This is a genomic window from Ewingella sp. C233 (genome assembly GCF_055407225.1).
This window is the reverse complement of the sequence record NZ_JBUZRI010000003.1, coordinates 48,162-65,782: the sequence shown is the minus strand read 5'-3', so window position 1 is coordinate 65,782 and position 17,621 is coordinate 48,162. Positions and strand designations below refer to the sequence as shown.

Sequence of the window (17,621 nt, the reverse complement as noted above, 5' to 3'; positions counted from 1 at the left end):
CAATGTTAAAACAGCTTACCCGTGTTTACGGGTTACTGTTGTTATCGGTCTTTTTGGTACCCGCAGCGTGGTGCGCAACTGACTGGCAGCCGTATTCACAAGCCATCAATAAGAGTCAGAACGATCCTCGTCAGTATCAGGCAATAAAATTGGCTAACGGACTGACGGTATTGTTGGTCTCAGACAGCGAGGCCAGTAAGTCGTTAGCGGCGCTGGCGATTTCTGTTGGTTCCCTGGAAGATCCCGACTCCCAACTGGGGCTGGCACACTACACCGAACATATGTTGCTGATGGGGTCCAAAAAATATCCGGAGCCTGAAAGCCTTTCTGAATTCCTCAAAAAACATGGCGGCAGCCATAATGGCAGCACTGCGTCCTATCGTACGGCGTTCTATCTTGAAGTGGAGAATGATGCGTTGCAACCTGCTGTCGATCGCCTGGCAGATGCTATCGCTGAACCTCTTCTTGACCCCACCAATGCCGATCGGGAACGCAATGCGGTGAATGCCGAGCTGACCATGGCGCGTTCGCGCGACGGTATGAGAATGGCGCAGGTGCGGGCGGAAACCCTTAATCCTGCGCATCCTAGTGCCCGCTATTCCGGCGGTAATCTTGATACTCTGAAAGACAAACCTAACAGTAAATTGCACGATGAGTTACTGGCGTTTTATCACCGCTATTACTCGGCCAACCTGATGGTTGCCGTCATATACAGCAATAAACCTTTACCGGAACTGGCGCAGTTGGCCTTTGATACTTTCGGCAAAATCAGTAACCATAATGCTGAAGTACCAGCGATCACTGTACCAACCCTGACAGACGCGCAAAAAGGCGAGTTCATTCATTATGTTCCGGCACAGCCCCGTAAGCAGTTGCGAATTGAGTTTGCCATCGATAACAACAGCGCGGATTTTCGCAGTAAAACAGATACCTATATCAGTTATCTGATTGGCAACCGCAGTCCAAACACGTTATCAGACTGGCTGCAAAAAGAGGGGCTGGCTGACGGTATTAACGCAGGCGCTGACCCGATGGTCGACCGTAATCAGGGGGTCTTCAACATCTCCGTCTCGTTGACGGATAAAGGACTGGCACAGCGCGATAAAGTCATTGCAGCAGTCTTCAGCTACTTGGCCGAAATACGTCAGCAGGGCATTAAGCAGGATTATTTTGATGAAATTTCGCATGTTATGGCGCTGGACTACCGCTATCCGGCCCTGACTCGCGATATGGATTATGTTGAATGGCTGGTGGATACCATGCTGCGTGTCCCTGTTGAGCATGTTCTTGATTCACCTTACCTCACCGACCAGTTTGATCCGGCCGCTATCAGCTCACGCCTTGATGAGCTGACTCTACAAAACGCACGTTTCTGGTATATAGGGCCTGACGAACCGCACAACAAAGTTGCCTATTTCGTGAATGCTCAGTATCAGATTGATAAAGTGCCGGCCGAAAAATTTGAACAGTGGAAAGCCGATGAGCAACAGATCGCCCTGACTCTGCCTGCGTTGAATCCCTATATCCCGGACTCGCTGGCGCTGGTAAATAAGGGCAGCACTGCAACCAAACCCGAACTGATCGTAGAGAAAAAAGGGCTGAGGGTCTTTTACATGCCGAGCCGTTATTTCTCCGCTGAACCTAAAGCGAATGTCACTGTGTCATTCAGGAATGCCAAGGCCCTGAATAACGCCAAAAATCAGGTGTTATACGGATTGACGGATTATCTGACCGGTGTGGCATTTGATGAGCTGAGTTATCAGGCGTCCATCGGTGGAATAAGTTTTGCCACTTCTCCGGATAATGGTTTGCAGTTCACCGCCAGCGGTTTTACCGAACGCCTGCCGGTATTACTGAGCAAACTGGTAGACAGTTACCCTGACTTCCGGCCGACGCAGGAACAGCTGGATCAGGCAAAGTCATGGTATCTCGAGCGCCTTGCCTCTGCGGATAAAGGCAAAGCCTTTGAGCTGGCATTGCAACCGGTGCAGCTGGTTTCACGTCTGCCCTATACCGAACGGGAAGAGCGCGAAAAACTGGTTGCAGGTATCACACTGGAGCAGGTCAATGCCTACCGTGAAAGCCTGATCCACGATGCTGCCGTAGAGATTATGGTCGTCGGGAATATGACGTCGCCTCAAGTTAAGGCTATGTCTGAAGAGATCGTGAATAAAATCGGTGCTCACGGTTCTCAGTGGTGGCGCGGTAGTCAGGTGGAAGTCAGGCATCCACAAAAGGTTAATATCCAGCGTCAGGGCAGCAGCACGGATTGCGCGCTGGCCGCTGTTTATGTGCCGACGGGCTACGATGAAATCCAGAGCATGGCCTACAGTTCACTGCTCGGTCAGATCATTCAACCCTGGTTTTACAGTCAGTTGCGCACTCAGGAGCAGTTGGGTTATGCCGTGTTTGCATTCCCGATCCCGGTCGGCAAGCAGTGGGGTATAGGCTTCCTGCTCCAAAGCAACAGTAAGCAACCGGATTATCTCTATCAGCGCTATCTGGCGTTTTATCCTCAGGCGGAAAAACGTCTGCGTGAAATGAAAAATGATGAATTCGCCCAGTACAAACAGGGGCTGATGAACGAGATGCAGCAGCGGCCACAAACGCTGGACGAAGAGTCAGATCGTTTCGCCAATGATTTCAGCCGGGGTGAGAACCACTTCGGGACGCGTGACAAAGTGATCGCGGCCATTAGCGGACTGACGCAAACCCAGCTGGCAGATTACTTCCATAAGGGCGTGATCAAAATGCAGGGGCTGGCAATGTTGTCTCAGGTGTCCGGTAACGACGCTAAGCCAGCGGCATATGCAGCACCTGCGGGTTTCAAAACCTATGCCGACACTTCTGCAGTGCAAAAAACACTTCCCCATCGGGTGAGTCAATAATGGCAGATATTATTGCGCAGAAACTTGAGCCTCTGACGCTCCCCCTGACCGGTGCCAGACTGATTGAGGCTTCGGCAGGAACGGGAAAAACATTCACGCTGGCGGTGCTTTATTTACGTCTGCTGCTCGGGCTGGGTAAAGAGGCGGCTTTCCCCCGCAGCCTGACGGTGGAAGAGATTCTGGTCGTGACCTTCACCGAAGCGGCCACCGAAGAATTACGCGGGCGCATCCGTGGCAATATTCATGAGCTGCGGCTGGCGTGTGTACGCGGGCAAAGCGAGAACCCGATGATGACGGCGCTGATGGCGCAAATTGATGACTTGGCTTTTGCTGCGCAAACCTTGCTGGCTGCCGAAAGGCAAATGGACGAAGCTGCAATTTACACCATTCACGGTTTTTGCCAGCGGATGCTGACCCATAACGCCTTTGAGTCGGGGATTCTGTTTGAGCAAACGTTGGTACAGGATGAATTACCGCTTCGTCGTCAGGCCTGCGCGGACTTTTGGCGTCGTCATTGTTATCCGTTGCCGCTGGATATTGCGCGGGCTATCTCGCAAAAGTGGAGCGGGCCGGAAGCCTTGTTAAGCGATCTTGCGCCTTATCTGCACGGTGAAATGCCAACGCTGCGCCAGCCCCCTGCCGATGATGAAACGATAGAGATCCGACATCAGCAGATCATCAGTCGCATTGACGGTATCAAGAATCAGTGGCGTGCCGCCGCGGCAGATCTGAATGCCATTATCGCCGACTCGGGGGTCGATAAACGCAGTTACAGCACCCGTTTTTTACCGGTGTGGCTGGAAACTGTCGGGCAATGGACTGTGCAGGAAACTGAAGATTACAGCCTGCCAAAAGAACTGGAACGTTTCCGCCAGTCAGTATTGTTTGAGAAAACAAAAAAAGGAGATCCGCCAGCACATCCACTTTTTGAGGCGGTTGATGCAATCTATGCTGAGCCGCTGAGTTTACGCGACCTGATTGTCGCCCGCGCCCTGAGCGAGATACGTTTCACCATTCAGAAAGAGAAGCGTCAGCGTGCGGAGCTGGGTTTCGACGATCTCCTCAGCCGTCTCGACGGTGCGTTACATCAGCCGGGCGGAGAACTGTTGGCACAGGCGATTCGCAGCCGTTACCCGCTGGCGATGATTGATGAGTTTCAGGATACGGACCCTCAGCAATACCGGATTTTCCAGCGTCTTTATGTTAACCAGCCGCAGTGCGGTTTGTTGCTGATCGGGGACCCAAAACAGGCGATTTATGCATTCCGTGGTGCGGATATTTTTACCTATATGCGCGCCCGCTCTGAAGTTAGTGCCCACTATACAATGGACACTAACTGGCGCTCGTCCTTCAGTATGGTGCAGGGCGTCAACCACCTGTTTTCTCAGGTGGAGTCACCTTTTCTTTTTTCCCAAATCCCCTTTATTCACGTTGCGCCAGCGCCTAAAAATGCTGAACTGGCCTTTGAATTTTCCGGGGTTAAGCAACCTGCATTACATTTCTGGCTGCAGCCGGGGGAAGGCGTCGGAGTCAGCGATCACCAACAACTGATGGCACGTCAATGTGCCGCGCAGATCCGTGACTGGCTGAATGCCGGTCAGCAGCAGCAGGCATGGCTGGTGAGTGCCAAGGGGCGTCAGCCGGTGCAGGCGTCGGATATCACGGTTCTGGTCCGCAGCCGTGCTGAAGCGGCGTTGATACGGGATGCATTAAGTGGCCTGAATATTCCCTCGGTCTACCTTTCAAATCGCGACAGCGTGTTTGATACCGCAGAAGCGAAAGATATTTTATGGATCCTGCAAGCCGTTCTGGCGCCTGAGCATGAACGTACATTGCGCAGTGCAATGGCCACCGGTGTGATTGGGCTGGATGCCCTTACGCTTGACCGGTTAAGTAACGATGAGCGCGCTTGGGATGCGCTGGTCGATGAGTTTGATGGCTACCGGCAGCGCTGGATGCGTCGTGGGGTTTTGCCGATGCTCAAGTCATTAATCAGTCACCGGCATCTGGCAGAGAATCTGCTAGCGATCGCCGGTGGAGAGCGGCGTTTGACGGATTTACTGCATCTGGGAGAATTGTTACAGGAAGCCGCAGTTCAGCTCGATAGTGAGCACGCACTGGTACGTTGGGTAGCGCAGCAGATATCGGCCCCTGACCGGCAATCACAAAGCCAGCAGTTGCGTCTGGAAAGCGACCGGCATCTGGTTCAAGTGGTAACGATCCATAAATCTAAAGGGCTGGAATATCCGCTGGTCTGGTTGCCTTTCATCAGTAACTTCCGCCAGCAAAAGCAGGGGCTGTATCACGACCGTGATACGTTTTCCGCCATGCTCGATCTCAACAGTGATGAGCAGAGCCAGATACTGGCCGAAGAAGAGCGCTTGGCGGAAGATCTCCGCCTGCTGTACGTTGCGCTGACCCGTTCTGTTTACCACTGTAGCGTGGGGATTGCTCCGCTGATTCAGGGCACGCGAAAAAAACAAGGCAACACCGATTTGCACCTCGGCGCATTGGGCTATCTGGTACAACAGTCTCAGGCGGCCGATTCGCAGGTGCTGAGCCAGTATTTATCGGCGTTATGTTGTGATGACGTGGTGTTTTCAGTCATTGAGTCCCCCGAACAGACACCATGGGTACCCCCTGTTGAAATCAGTAAAACACTCTCAGCACGACAGGTTGAGCGAAAGATTCAGGACAACTGGCGGGTCACCAGCTACTCAGGACTGCAACAGCACGGTACGGCGCTGGCACAGGATTTACTGCCGAGACTGGATGTCGAGGCCGCAGGTGAACAGCAACCGGCTGCAGAGCCGCAGATGAATGCGCACACTTTCCCTCGTGGCGCTTCGCCGGGGACTTTCCTGCACAATATTTTTGAGGAGATCGCTTTCGACCAACCGGTTGACGATGAGTGGCTGATTGAGAAACTGAGCGCTCAGGGGCTGGACTTGGCATGGCTGCCGGTGCTGAAAACCTGGATTGATACTATTTTGCAAACACCCCTCGGTGAACCAGCGCTAACACTCAGTGCGCTGGACGGTGAGAAACTGCAGTCAGAGTTGCAGTTTTATCTGCCAATTGATGGGCTGTTGCAGGCTCCTCAGATGGATGCGGTGGTAAAACGCTACGACAGTCTCTCCGCGCTCTGCCCGCCGCTGAATTTCCAGCAGGTTAAGGGGATGTTGAAAGGGTTTATCGATCTGGTTTTTTACTGGAATGGGCGCTACTACCTGCTCGACTACAAATCTAACTGGTTGGGCGAAGACAGCAGCGCTTATACGGAATCAGCCATGGAAAATGCCATGGCCGAACACCGTTATGATTTGCAGTATCAGCTCTACACGTTGGCGCTGCATCGCTATTTACGCCACCGCGTTGCGGGTTATGATTATCAGCAGCATTTTGGCGGTGTTATCTATCTTTTCCTGCGCGGAATGAGTACAGAACATCCGGGTAATGGCGTCTTTCGCCGCCGCCCTTCAGAGGCGTTTGTTGATACCCTGGACCGCTTATTTAAAGGGGATACGGTCGCGGATGTAACGATGCCAGACAATATAAGGCCAGTGGAGGACAGCTTATGAACCTCTTATTTGAGCAAGCGCAGAGTTGCGGCGCATTAAGGCCACTGGATGTTCAGTTCGCCCGCATGATTGCGGCTGAGAGTGTTTTGGAGAACGAGCAAGCGGCCATTATGCTTGCTGCCGCCTGTCTGAGCGCCGAGGCGGGTGGCGGGCACGTGTGTCTTCATCTTGATCAACTTCAACCCAATACGCTGTTTGATGGCCGTTTTCCGGCGCTGGCCAGCGCACTATGGCATTCGGCCGGATCACCGGATACTCAACAATGGCTGGCATTGCTGCATCAGCAGACGGCAGTCAGCAACGGCACCTCCCCGGCACCGCTGGTATTACAGGACAATCGTCTCTATCTGCAACGCATGTGGCAAAGCGAAGGGGAAGTGGCGGTTTTCTTCAATACTCAGGAAGTAGCGGGTTCATCGCTTAGCGTTGATGAGGACAGACTCCGGGATATTCTGAATACCTTGTTTGGTGAAGCGACTCCCCGCAGTGATATCGACTGGCAGAAGGTTGCGGCGGCAGTGGCGGCCACCCGTCGTATTTCCGTGATTTCCGGAGGACCGGGCACGGGAAAAACCACCACGGTGGCCAAACTGCTTGCGGCGCTGGTTCAGCTTTATCCCGAACAGAAATTGCGTATTCAACTGGCCGCTCCGACAGGAAAAGCAGCGGCGCGTTTGACGGACTCCCTCGGTCAGGCCAGCCTGCGACTTCCGCTCAGTGCGGAAGAACGTGAGATTTTCCCGGCGGAAGCCTCGACGCTTCACCGTTTACTTGGCGCTCAGCCTGGCAGCCAGCGTATGCGTTACCATCGCGGCAACCCGCTGCACCTCGACGTGCTGGTGGTCGATGAAGCTTCAATGGTCGATCTGCCGATGATGGCCCGTTTGATTGAAGCATTGCCGGAGCAGGCGCGGGTGATACTTCTTGGCGACCGCGATCAGCTGGCATCCGTTGAGGCCGGTGCCGTGCTGGGCGATATTTGCCGTTTTGCCGAACAGGGTTACAGCCCTGAACGCGCGACGCAGTTGAGTTATCTTACAGGGTGTCAGCTGGAACCGACGCAGGCATCAGGCCCGGCCAGCGTACGCGACAGCCTTTGCCTGTTACGGCGCAGCTATCGTTTCGATGCGGGATCAGGCATAGGGTTGCTCGCCTCGGCAGTGAATGCAGGTAACAGTGCGGCGGCGGCAGAAGTTCTTGGTAGAGGTTTGCCCGATGTGACGGGCTATCCGCTGAACGAAACGGAAGATTTTCAGCCTTTGCTCGATGCCTGTGTCAGCGGGTATACGCCTTATTTGCAGGGCGTGGTTAAAGGCGATCCGGCAGACCATATTTTGGCGGCCTTTGGACGTTTTCAAGTACTCTGTGCGTTGCGGGAAGGGCCGTTTGGTGTGAAAGGGCTGAATGAGCGCATTGAACAGCGGCTAAACCGCAAAGGACTCATTCGCAGGCCAGCAGCGTTGGCGGGTAAATGGTACGAGGGGCGCCCGGTAATGATCAGCCGTAACGACAGCGCATTGGGATTGTTCAATGGTGATATCGGTATCGCCTTACAGGACATGGGGGGGGAACTGAGGGTCTGGTTCCAGTTACCCGGCGGTGAGTTAAAATCGGTACAGCCCAGCCGCTTACCGGCGCATGAAACAGCTTATGCCATGACGGTGCATAAATCTCAGGGCTCCGAGTTCGAGCACACGCTGTTTGTACTGCCTAACCATTTCCTGCCGGTGCTGACCCGTGAACTGGTTTACACCGCCATTACCCGCGCAAAGGCAAAACTCTCACTTTATGCCAGCGAGAAAGTATTCAGCATCGCCACCCGCACGCGGACGCAGCGGCGCAGCGGACTGACGCAAAGGTTAAGCGGTCAGGAATAATCTTTAGTTATTGATGACGCGCAAAATAGAACGGGACGCTTAAAGCGTCCCGTTATTGTTTATGGCTCGAAAATTAGCGGTTCAGAGTTCCGTCAGCAGAATTTTGGAACGGCGCTGATAGTTATACATTTCCTGTTTCTGAACCGGCAGAACATCAACTTCGGCCGGTTTGAACCCGCGCTCCTGGAACCAGTGAATGCTGCGTGTGGTGAGCACGAACAGGCGATCCAGCCCCATCTGCTTGGCCTGACTGGCAACACGTTTTAGCAACATTTCACCGCGAGATGAACTGCGATAATCCGGATGAACCGCCACGCAGGCCATTTCGCCAATGCGTTCTTCGGGGAACGGATAGAGTGCGGCGCAGGCGATGGTCAGGTTGTCGCGTTCAATAATCGTAAATTTGTCGATCTCCATCTCCAGCTGTTCGCGTGAACGGCGAACCAGAATGCCCTGCTGCTCGAGAGGGCGGATCAGTTCGAGTATGCCACCAATGTCATTGATGGTGGCGCGGCGCACCTGCTCGGCGCTCTCCATCACGATCTGTGTACCGATACCGTCACGGGAAAACAGTTCCTGAACCAGTGCACCATCTTCCTGATAGCTGATGAGGTGGCTGCGGCGCACGCCGCTGCGGCAGGCTTTGACGGCGCCACGCAGGAAACGCACAGTACCTGACTGATAGTCACCGCTGGCTTCCATGGTCTCGATACGCACCTGAGCATCATTGGGGAACAGCTCTGAGATGATCTTATCGTCTTCATCAATCACGCCCTGTGACGAGCAGAAGCCGATCATTTTCTCCGCTTTCAGTTTAATCGCCAGCTGCGTGGCGACCTCTTCGGAGGTGAGATTGAAGCTCTCGCCGGTGACGGATACCGCAACCGGGCCCAACAATACAATGGCATTGCTGTCGAGCTGGCGGTGGATGGCTTCTTCATCAATGCGGCGGATACGGCCGGTGTGGCAGTAATCAATACCATCATCAACGCCCAGAGGCTGAGCAATGATGAAGTTGCCGCTGACCACATTAATGTGCGCGCCCTGAAGTGGCGTATTATTCAGGCTCATCGACAAGCGAGCGGTGATATCGAGCTGCAACAGACCGGCGGCTTGCTTCACCAGTTCCAGGGTTCGGGCATCGGTGACGCGGGTATTTTTATGGTAGAGGGGCTCATAATTATGCTCCGCAAGATTTTCATCGATTTGCGGACGGGCGCCATAAACCACGACCAGGCGGATCCCCAGACTATGCAGCAGGCCGATATCGTTGACGATGTTGGTAAAGTTCTCATGTTCAATGGCTTCACCACCCAGCATGACAACAAACGTTTTGCCACGGTGCGCATTGATGTAGGGAACGGAGTGGCGAAACCCCTGGACCAGTTCAGTACTTCGTTCCTTCACGGCAAAACCTCATTTGAATTTTTATTCGTAATTTCTGTATTTTTATTCTTTTATGTCGGTGTGGCAAGTAAGAAATCTCTGTTTTTGTTCTTACTCCTTCAACGCCTCATCTACAGCACTGAAAAATCTGCCGCCGGTTTATGAATGACATGAAGGGATCGATTGGTTAGAATTTTCTGATTGAGCCTGAAAAAGGCCATTTTCCTCTTTTTATACTCTGTTTTGAGCTTTTTTTTGAGCCTTTATATTTTATCTCTGAGACTGCATGACTGACGAAAATCACAATTTTGGCCGAAGACGGCTTTTACAAAGCGTGGCCGCGACATGGATGTTAAGCGTCAGCCGGGTCGGTTTCGCCGCCAGTTCACAGGTCGTGGCGGTGCGCGTGTGGCCCGCCACTTCCTATACCCGCCTTACGCTGGAATCCAGCACTCCGTTGAAATACAAACAGTTCCTTCTCACTAATCCCCATCGCGTCGTGATTGATATCGAAGGCGTGCATCTCAACAGCGTGCTCAAGGGACTGGATAAGCAGATCCAGCAAAGTGATCCTTTTATTAAGCAGGCGAGAGTGGGGCAGTTTGACCCGAAAACCGTGCGTCTGGTGATGGAGCTCAAACAGCCGATTAATCCGCATGTATTCACTCTCAAACCAGTCGCAGGCATTCACAACCGGTTGGTGGTCGATCTCTATCCGGCGGAAGGCGCAGCGAGTACGGATGATGATCCGTTGCTGGCACTGCTGGAAGATTACAATAAAGGCGATGTGGCCCGCACGTTGCCACCGGAAACGGCCAAAGACGGCAAGGCTGGGCGCGAAAGACCGCTGGTGATCATGCTTGATCCGGGGCATGGCGGGGAAGATCCGGGCGCGATTGGTAAATATAAGACACGTGAAAAAGACATCGTGCTGCAAATTGCCCGCAAATTACAAAAGCTCATTCAGCGCGAGCCGAATATGAAAGTGCATATGACGCGCAACGAAGATGTGTTTATTCCGTTGAAAGTGCGGGTGGCCAAAGCGCGGAAATTACATGCGGATCTGTTTGTTTCTATTCATGCAGATGCTTTTACCAGCCGCGCTGCACGGGGATCTTCAGTGTTTGCTCTCTCAACCAAAGGCGCGACCAGCTCCGCAGCCCGGTTTTTAGCACAAACTCAGAATGAATCTGACCAGATTGGCGGGGTCGGCAAAAGTGGAGACCGTTATCTCGACCACACGATGTTTGATCTGGTACAGACCGCGACCATCAACGACAGTCTCAAATTTGGTAAAGAAGTGCTGTCACGCATGGGCAAGATAAATCATCTGCATAAAAACAAAGTGGATCAGGCCGGGTTTGCCGTGCTGAAAGCACCTGATATTCCGTCCATTCTGGTCGAGACGGCGTTTATCAGTAATGTAGAAGAGGAGCGCAAACTGAAAACCAGTCACTTTCAGCAGAAAGTAGCCGAGTCGATACTGGCAGGCATTAAGGCTTATTTCGCTCAGGGCGGAATGTCAGCAAGAGGGTAATGAGTAGATGGGGCTGGTTTCCAAAACGGGGGCTGGCCTTTAGAAACTCAATTTTGCAGACACTGGAAACAAAAAAACACCCGTTAAGGTGTCTGATGTGCTTTTACTGCTTGTTTGTAGTTGGTTGCGGGGGCCGGATTTGAACCGACGACCTTCGGGTTATGAGCCCGACGAGCTACCAGGCTGCTCCACCCCGCGTCCGTCACTACAATATACTGCTTACTTTTTACTACCCATCCATACTGCTGTTGGTTGCGGAGGCCGGATTTGAACCGACGACCTTCGGGTTATGAGCCCGACGAGCTACCAGGCTGCTCCACCCCGCGTCCGTCACTACAGTACTGCTTTCATCGGTAAGTCTTTCATTCCAATCGTACTTTTAATTCAGTATCGAATTGGTTGCGGGGGCCGGATTTGAACCGACGACCTTCGGGTTATGAGCCCGACGAGCTACCAGGCTGCTCCACCCCGCGTCCGATGAGGGCGAACTATACGCTGCATGAGAATTCGTGCAACCCTTTTTTCGAAATTAATGTGATAAACCACCCGGTTACTTGCTTTTCATACAGTATGCTGTTTTTTTCAACGAGTTTGACGGAATCCATTATTTTCGTTGATGCCAATTCCCTTCTTATAGCCCGTTTGTTATCGTTTTGGCGGTAGTCTCCCCCGAAAGCAAGAGAGCGCGGTAATAATGAAAGGACGTTGGAGTAAATATCTGCTGAGTGGTCTGGTCATCGCAGTATTGGCAGGTTGTTCGTCACGACCTACCGATCGCGGTCAGCAGTATAAAGATGGTCGACTGGACAATGCGCTTGAGTACGTTAATGAGCCGAATGCCACAGGCAAACCGGTTAACGCCAAAGATTACGCTAATCAGGTTTCGCAGGTGCAATACAAATCCTCCGCCCTGTATGGTAAAAATAATTCCACTTATGACGCGGTACAGCAGTGGCTCCGTTCTGGCGCGGACACTCGTACACTGAGTCAGTACGGTATTAGCGCCTACCAGATGGAAGGGGCGGACAATTTTGGTAACGTGCAGCTTACTGGCTACTACACGCCAGTGTTGCAAGCCCGTTATACCCGACAGGGCGAATTCCAATATCCTTTATACCGGATGCCACCAAAACGTGGCCGCCTGCCGGATCGCGCCTCTATCTACTCTGGCGCATTGAGTGATAATTATGTGGTGGCGTGGACCAATTCCCTGATGGATAACTTCATGATGGAAGTGCAGGGCAGTGGCTATGTCGATTACGGCGATGGCCGCCCGCTCACGTTCTTCGGTTATTCCGGTAAAAACGGCCACGCTTACCGCAGTATCGGCAAGGTGCTTATCGACCGCGGTGAAGTCGCGCGTGAGAACATGTCGATGCAGGCGATCCGCCAATGGGCAGATTCACATAGCCCGGCGGAAGTGCGTGAACTGTTAGAGCAGAACCCGTCTTTCGTGTTCTTCAAGCCAGAGCCTTTCGCCCCTGTGCGAGGCGCGAGCGGTATTCCGCTGATTGCTAAGGCTTCAGTAGCGTCTGACCGTTCACTGATCCCGGCAGGCACGACCTTGCTGGCCGAAGTGCCTGAGCTGGATAATAGAGGTAAGTTCACCGGTAAATATCATATGCGTCTGATGGTAGCGCTGGACGTTGGTGGTGCAATTAAAGGACAGCATTTTGATATGTACCAGGGGATTGGCCCTGACGCCGGGCACTCTGCCGGTTTCTACAATCATTATGGACGTGTGTGGGTGTTAAAGTCTGCGCAAAACGGTAAGCCACTGTTCACTGCCTACAATGCGGCAAGCGGGACATCTTCAGGCACGACTTCTGCTCTGGCTCCCGCCGCGACCAGCAACAGCGGATCTTTTCTGTTGAAATAATATAATTGCGGTAAAATGCTTCACTCAAGGCAGCCTGCGGGCTGCTTTGTTATTTCGACTATGCACGATTACATTGAATTTATTAGCAAGTACAGAGGTTAACCCGTCATGACAGCAGTTTACTCCGATGCCTATCAACAGCGTTTTGGCGGTACCGCACGCCTTTATGGTCAGCAGGCGCTGGCGCTGTTCTCGCAGGCGCACGTCTGCGTTATCGGCATCGGCGGCGTAGGTTCCTGGGCGGCGGAAGCATTGGCGCGCACCGGAATTGGCGCTATTACGCTGATTGATATGGATGATGTCTGTGTCACGAACACCAACCGGCAAATTCATGCTTTGCGGGAAAGTGTCGGACAGGCGAAAACCGAAGTCATGGCGCAGCGTATTCTGGCGATTAATCCGGAGTGTAATGTCACCTGCATTGACGATTTTATTACCCCGGACAATGTGGCTGAAATGCTCAATCACAATTTCAGCTATGTGATTGATGCCATCGACAGCGTACGGCCAAAAGCCGCGTTGCTGGCGTATTGCCGTCGTTACAAGATCCCGGTGGTGACCACGGGTGGTGCTGGCGGGCAGATTGACCCGACGCAAATTGCGGTCGTGGATCTGGCGAAGACTATTCAGGATCCGCTGGCAGCAAAATTGCGTGAGCGCTTGAAAAGCGATTTCGGCGTGGTGAAAAACAGTAAAGGTAAGCTGGGAATTGACTGTGTATTTTCCAGTGAACCACTGATGTATCCACAGGCTGATGGTTCGGTTTGCGCCTCGCGCGCCACAGCGGAAGGTCCAAAACGTATGGATTGTGCTACGGGCTTTGGCGCGGCCACGATGGTTACTGCCACCTTTGGCTTCGTAGCTGTCTCACATGTACTGAAGAAGATGATGGCGAAAGCACAGCGGCAGCAAACCGCTGCCTGATTTCAGATGAGTTATAGCTCCCGGCGTGCCAGTTGCTTGATGCCGGCTGCCAAGGCGGCCAGCCCGCTGGCGCGGCTGGTGCTGAGTTGTTCGCGCAAACCCAGCGTATCAAACAGCGCCAGAGGGTCTTCTGACAGTATCGCCTGCGGCGTTTTACCTTCCACTTTCGTGAGTAAAACCGCCAGTAACCCTTTGACGATGCGGCCTTCGCTGTCGCCATAAAAATGCATCCCGCCATTTTCCTGCCGTTGCGCCCCCAGCCATACCCGGTTCTCACAGCCTGACAGCTCGGTTTCCGGCGTTTTCAAACTGTTGTCCAGAGCAGGAACTTTTTTAGCCAGCAGGATCAACTGACGGTAGCGATCTTCCCACTGACGAAGGCTAGAAAAGTTATCAATCAGTGATTGTTCGGTGATTTCATGTCCAAAAGGATGAGGCGCTAACATAAGATTTCTCTGTGTGACGGAGCGTTAATCGGCCAGAAGTTCTAAGGCGAATTTCACCGCTTTTACCAGACGATAGACATCATCTGCTGTGTTATACGGCGCGAAAGAGACACGCAATGTACCACTGACGCCCATTGCCTCCATCAGCGGTTGAGCACAATGCTGCCCGGCGCGTAACGCGATGCCTTGTCCGGCAAGTAACGTTACAATATCGCTGTGATGCGCGCCTGCGATATCAAAAGCCAGTATGGAAGCATTCTGACACCGGAAACTGCGAAAACCCGGCAACTGGGCCAGTTGCTGTTCGGCCAGCGCTGCCAGATGTTGGGCGTATCTTTCACCTGCGGCTCTATCCGTTGCTTCAAGCCATTCAAGGGCAGCATCCAGCCCAATGACTCCGGCGATGTTTGGCGTGCCTGCTTCAAAACGATAAGGCACTTCCTGCGGGGTAAAGTCTTTCATGGAAGCCTGCGTCAGCATTTTTCCACCACCCTGCCAGGCGGGCATCGCCTCAAGCAGCGCCATTTTGCCATAAAGCACGCCAATGCCCGTCGGGCCATAGAGTTTATGCGCGGAAAAAGCATAGAAATCGATATCCAGCGCCTGCACATCTGCGGGGCAATGGACGACGCCCTGTGCGCCATCCACCAAGACGGGTGTGCCATTGGCATGGGCCAGCGCAATGGCGCGCGGCAGGTCCGGCATACCGCCGGTCACATTCGACATCTGAGTGAGAGCCAGCAGCCGCGTTCTCTCATTAAGCAGCGAGGGTAACAGGCTCAGATCGGGTGAAAACTGTGCATCCAGCGGCAGGGTGATCACTTTTGACTGACAACGCTCCGCTACCATCAGCCACGGGATCAGATTGGCATGGTGCTCAGCCTGACTGACGATGATTTCATCACCCGGTTGCAGCTGTGTTGACAGATAGCTTTGCGCAACCAGATTTATGGATTCGGTCGTTCCACGGGTCCAGACGATATTTTCTGCCCGCGGAGCGTTGATCAGTTTAGCCACGCGCGCGCGCGCCTTCTCATATCTTTCGGTTAAAGATTGCGCTGCCTGATACTGACTGCGGTGAACGGTGGCACCCTCCTGTGAGTAAAACTCAAGAGTTGCATCAATCACTTTCTTGGGCTTCAGCGCCGTCGCTGCGCTATCAAGATAGCTTTGCTCCTGCGTAAGTGCAGGAAATTGCAGTCGAAAACTGGCGAAGTCAAAATCAGTCATATGCGTTCAGCTCGGTTGGAAAAGCAGGCAAACATGAAATTTTCCCTTATCGGCAGGCAAGATATATTCATTTTAGGAATGGTTACCGTGGAAATATATCAGAAGCTTGTTATGCTGAATTACGAAGACCAGAAGAATTAGCCAGATCCATTATCTGGCAATCAAAGCATTTTAATCTACAAGGAGTCTATGATGAAGAAGATCGCCGCCGTAGTTTCAGCTGTACTGCTGACCTGTACTCTTGCTGCGTGTTCAAGCAACTATGTCATGCACACTAATGATGGACGCACGATCGTTGCTGAAGGTAAGCCAAGCACAGACAGTGATACCGGTATGATCAGTTATACCGATGCGTATGGCAATAAACAGCAGATCAATAAATCTGAAGTTAAAGAGATGGCTAAAGGTAACTAATCCTTAAGCCGCGACTTCCCTTGCGGGAAGCGCTCTTTACTAGCATTAACAAAACCGGCCATCTTGCGATGCTGCCGGTTTTGTCACAGTATGAGAACCTGTTTTGCCCAAAAATTTGTTACAGTCCAGTAAACAATGTGACAGGCAAAAAAAAGCACCGCAAAATGCGGTGCTAAAAAATCACTTTGGACAGACAGGGTAATGTACAGGAAGTGAAAAGTTTGTAGCATTCAAGCTACGTGTCCGGATTGCCGGACAATGCAAACACAACATCACAACCACAAGCCAAAAGCATTTCAGCATCCTCATACCAAACTACTTTTCGTTCCGGCCCAGGAAGTGGCGCCACTATAGGTTTTTGCCTGTACATCCTCAACGGACAATTTATAATGTCTCGGATTAAAAAAACTAATAGTAAAACCCACGGCTAAGCACTTTGCTCGCCGGCGAATAATAAGTATCCATTCCATGTCAAAACGTTTACCCCCTCTTAATTCCCTGCGCGTTTTTGACGCCGCAGCGCGCCACCTTAGTTTTACTAAAGCGGCTGAGGAACTTTTTGTCACACAGGCGGCAGTAAGCCACCAGATTAAGTCACTTGAGGACTTTTTAGGCCTCAAGTTGTTTCGCCGGCGTAACCGTTCTCTGTTACTGACCGAAGAAGGTCAGAGTTATTATTTGGATATCAAAGAGATATTCTCTTCGCTCAATGAAGCCACGCGTAAGCTGCAGGCGCGAAGTGCCAAAGGTGCGCTGACCGTCAGTTTGCCGCCAAGCTTTGCCATTCAGTGGCTGGTGCCGAGACTTTCTGGCTTTAACTCAGCTTATCCGGGGATCGACGTGCGTATCCAGGCGGTGGACCGGGAAGAAGATAAACTGGCTGACGATGTAGATGTGGCGATTTTCCATGGTCGCGGTAACTGGCCCGGCCTGCGTGCCGAACGTTTATATGCCGAATATTTGTTGCCGGTCTGTTCACCTTCATTGCTGATGGGTGATAAGCCGCTGAAAGTGCCTGAGGATTTAGCCAACCATACTTTGTTGCACGATGCGTCCCGCCGTGACTGGCTGGCTTATACCAAGCAGCTGGGTTTACAGCATATCAATGTGCAGCAGGGACCGATTTTCAGCCACAGTGCGATGGTGGTTCAGGCTGCCGTTCACGGACAGGGTGTGGCGTTGGCGAACAATGTTATGGCACAAACTGAGATTGAAGCGGGGCGGCTGGTCTGTCCGTTCAACGAAGTCTTGATCAGTAAAAATGCTTTTTATCTGGTTTGTCATGACAGTCAGGCAGAACTGGGTAAAATAGCCGCCTTTCGTCAGTGGATCCTTGCCCGCGCAGCCAGCGAGCAGGAGAAGCTGCGCTTTCGTTACGATCAGGCCTGAGCCTGATAAACGTTTCGTCGATTATATTGCTGGCCTGCCCTCTACGGGTGGTCCATCAATCAACAACGAT

General features: G+C 52.6%; 11 protein-coding genes and 3 tRNA genes. 8 read left to right on the top strand and 6 right to left on the bottom strand.

Features of this window, described 5'->3' with window-relative positions; genetic code table 11:
* Positions 1 to 2: 2 nt before the first annotated feature.
* Genes ptrA through recD form a run of 3 tightly spaced genes read left to right on the top strand, consistent with a single transcriptional unit; the run spans position 3 to position 8,346 of the window.
* Entirely contained in the window at positions 3 to 2,888 is a 2,886-nt protein-coding gene (ptrA, locus tag ACZRKO_RS15550) for a pitrilysin (RefSeq protein WP_463738170.1), read from the top strand.
* Positions 2,888 to 6,469, top strand: a complete 3,582-nt coding sequence (gene recB / locus ACZRKO_RS15545) for an exodeoxyribonuclease V subunit beta (RefSeq protein WP_463738169.1) — start codon at positions 2,888 to 2,890, stop codon at positions 6,467 to 6,469. Before ptrA ends, recB begins: the two co-directional genes overlap by 1 nt.
* Entirely contained in the window at positions 6,466 to 8,346 is a 1,881-nt protein-coding gene (recD, locus tag ACZRKO_RS15540) for an exodeoxyribonuclease V subunit alpha (protein WP_463738168.1), read from the top strand. Before recB ends, recD begins: the two co-directional genes overlap by 4 nt.
* Positions 8,347 to 8,427: 81 nt before the next feature.
* Here recD and argA read toward each other — a convergent pair whose 3' ends face one another.
* Entirely contained in the window at positions 8,428 to 9,753 is a 1,326-nt protein-coding gene (gene argA / locus ACZRKO_RS15535) for an amino-acid N-acetyltransferase (protein ID WP_463738167.1), read from the bottom strand.
* Between the two features lie 265 nt (positions 9,754 to 10,018).
* Between argA and amiC the strand changes: the two genes are divergently transcribed.
* A complete protein-coding gene (gene amiC, locus ACZRKO_RS15530; protein WP_463738166.1) occupies positions 10,019 to 11,269 on the top strand; it encodes an N-acetylmuramoyl-L-alanine amidase AmiC in 1,251 nt (416 codons plus the stop codon).
* Positions 11,270 to 11,390: 121 nt separating this feature from the next.
* Here amiC and ACZRKO_RS15525 read toward each other — a convergent pair.
* From ACZRKO_RS15525 to ACZRKO_RS15515, 3 genes are all read right to left on the bottom strand, one after another.
* Positions 11,391 to 11,467: transfer RNA gene (locus ACZRKO_RS15525), tRNA-Met, on the bottom strand.
* A gap of 51 nt (positions 11,468 to 11,518) precedes the next feature.
* Positions 11,519 to 11,595: transfer RNA gene (locus ACZRKO_RS15520), tRNA-Met, on the bottom strand.
* A 70-nt stretch (positions 11,596 to 11,665) separates the two neighbouring features.
* Positions 11,666 to 11,742: transfer RNA gene (locus ACZRKO_RS15515), tRNA-Met, on the bottom strand.
* A gap of 221 nt (positions 11,743 to 11,963) precedes the next feature.
* On the opposite strand from ACZRKO_RS15515, the gene mltA reads away from it, so the two are divergent.
* Both mltA and tcdA read left to right on the top strand, forming a co-directional pair.
* Positions 11,964 to 13,148 carry a murein transglycosylase A gene (gene mltA, locus ACZRKO_RS15510; protein ID WP_463738165.1) on the top strand — a complete coding sequence of 395 codons (1,185 nt, stop codon included), beginning with the start codon at positions 11,964 to 11,966 and terminating at the stop codon, positions 13,146 to 13,148.
* Positions 13,149 to 13,256: 108 nt separating this feature from the next.
* Positions 13,257 to 14,072 carry a tRNA cyclic N6-threonylcarbamoyladenosine(37) synthase TcdA gene (gene tcdA / locus ACZRKO_RS15505; protein ID WP_463738164.1) on the top strand — a complete coding sequence of 272 codons (816 nt, stop codon included), beginning with the start codon at positions 13,257 to 13,259 and terminating at the stop codon, positions 14,070 to 14,072.
* A gap of 11 nt (positions 14,073 to 14,083) precedes the next feature.
* Here tcdA and csdE read toward each other — a convergent pair whose 3' ends face one another.
* Together csdE and csdA are read right to left on the bottom strand one after the other, a co-directional pair.
* Positions 14,084 to 14,518: a cysteine desulfurase sulfur acceptor subunit CsdE gene (gene csdE / locus ACZRKO_RS15500; protein WP_463738163.1), complete on the bottom strand. Its 435-nt coding sequence runs from the start codon at positions 14,516 to 14,518 to the stop codon at positions 14,084 to 14,086.
* 24 nt (positions 14,519 to 14,542) lie between these two features.
* Positions 14,543 to 15,748 (bottom strand): cysteine desulfurase CsdA, encoded by a 1,206-nt coding sequence (csdA, locus tag ACZRKO_RS15495; protein ID WP_463738162.1) that lies wholly within the window; start codon positions 15,746 to 15,748, stop codon positions 14,543 to 14,545.
* A 192-nt stretch (positions 15,749 to 15,940) separates the two neighbouring features.
* Between csdA and ACZRKO_RS15490 the strand changes: the two genes are divergently transcribed.
* Together ACZRKO_RS15490 and ACZRKO_RS15485 are read left to right on the top strand one after the other, a co-directional pair.
* Positions 15,941 to 16,162: a YgdI/YgdR family lipoprotein gene (locus tag ACZRKO_RS15490; RefSeq protein WP_463738512.1), complete on the top strand. Its 222-nt coding sequence runs from the start codon at positions 15,941 to 15,943 to the stop codon at positions 16,160 to 16,162.
* Positions 16,163 to 16,630: 468 nt separating this feature from the next.
* A complete protein-coding gene (locus ACZRKO_RS15485; protein ID WP_463738161.1) occupies positions 16,631 to 17,551 on the top strand; it encodes a transcriptional regulator GcvA in 921 nt (306 codons plus the stop codon).
* Positions 17,552 to 17,621: the final 70 nt, after the last annotated feature.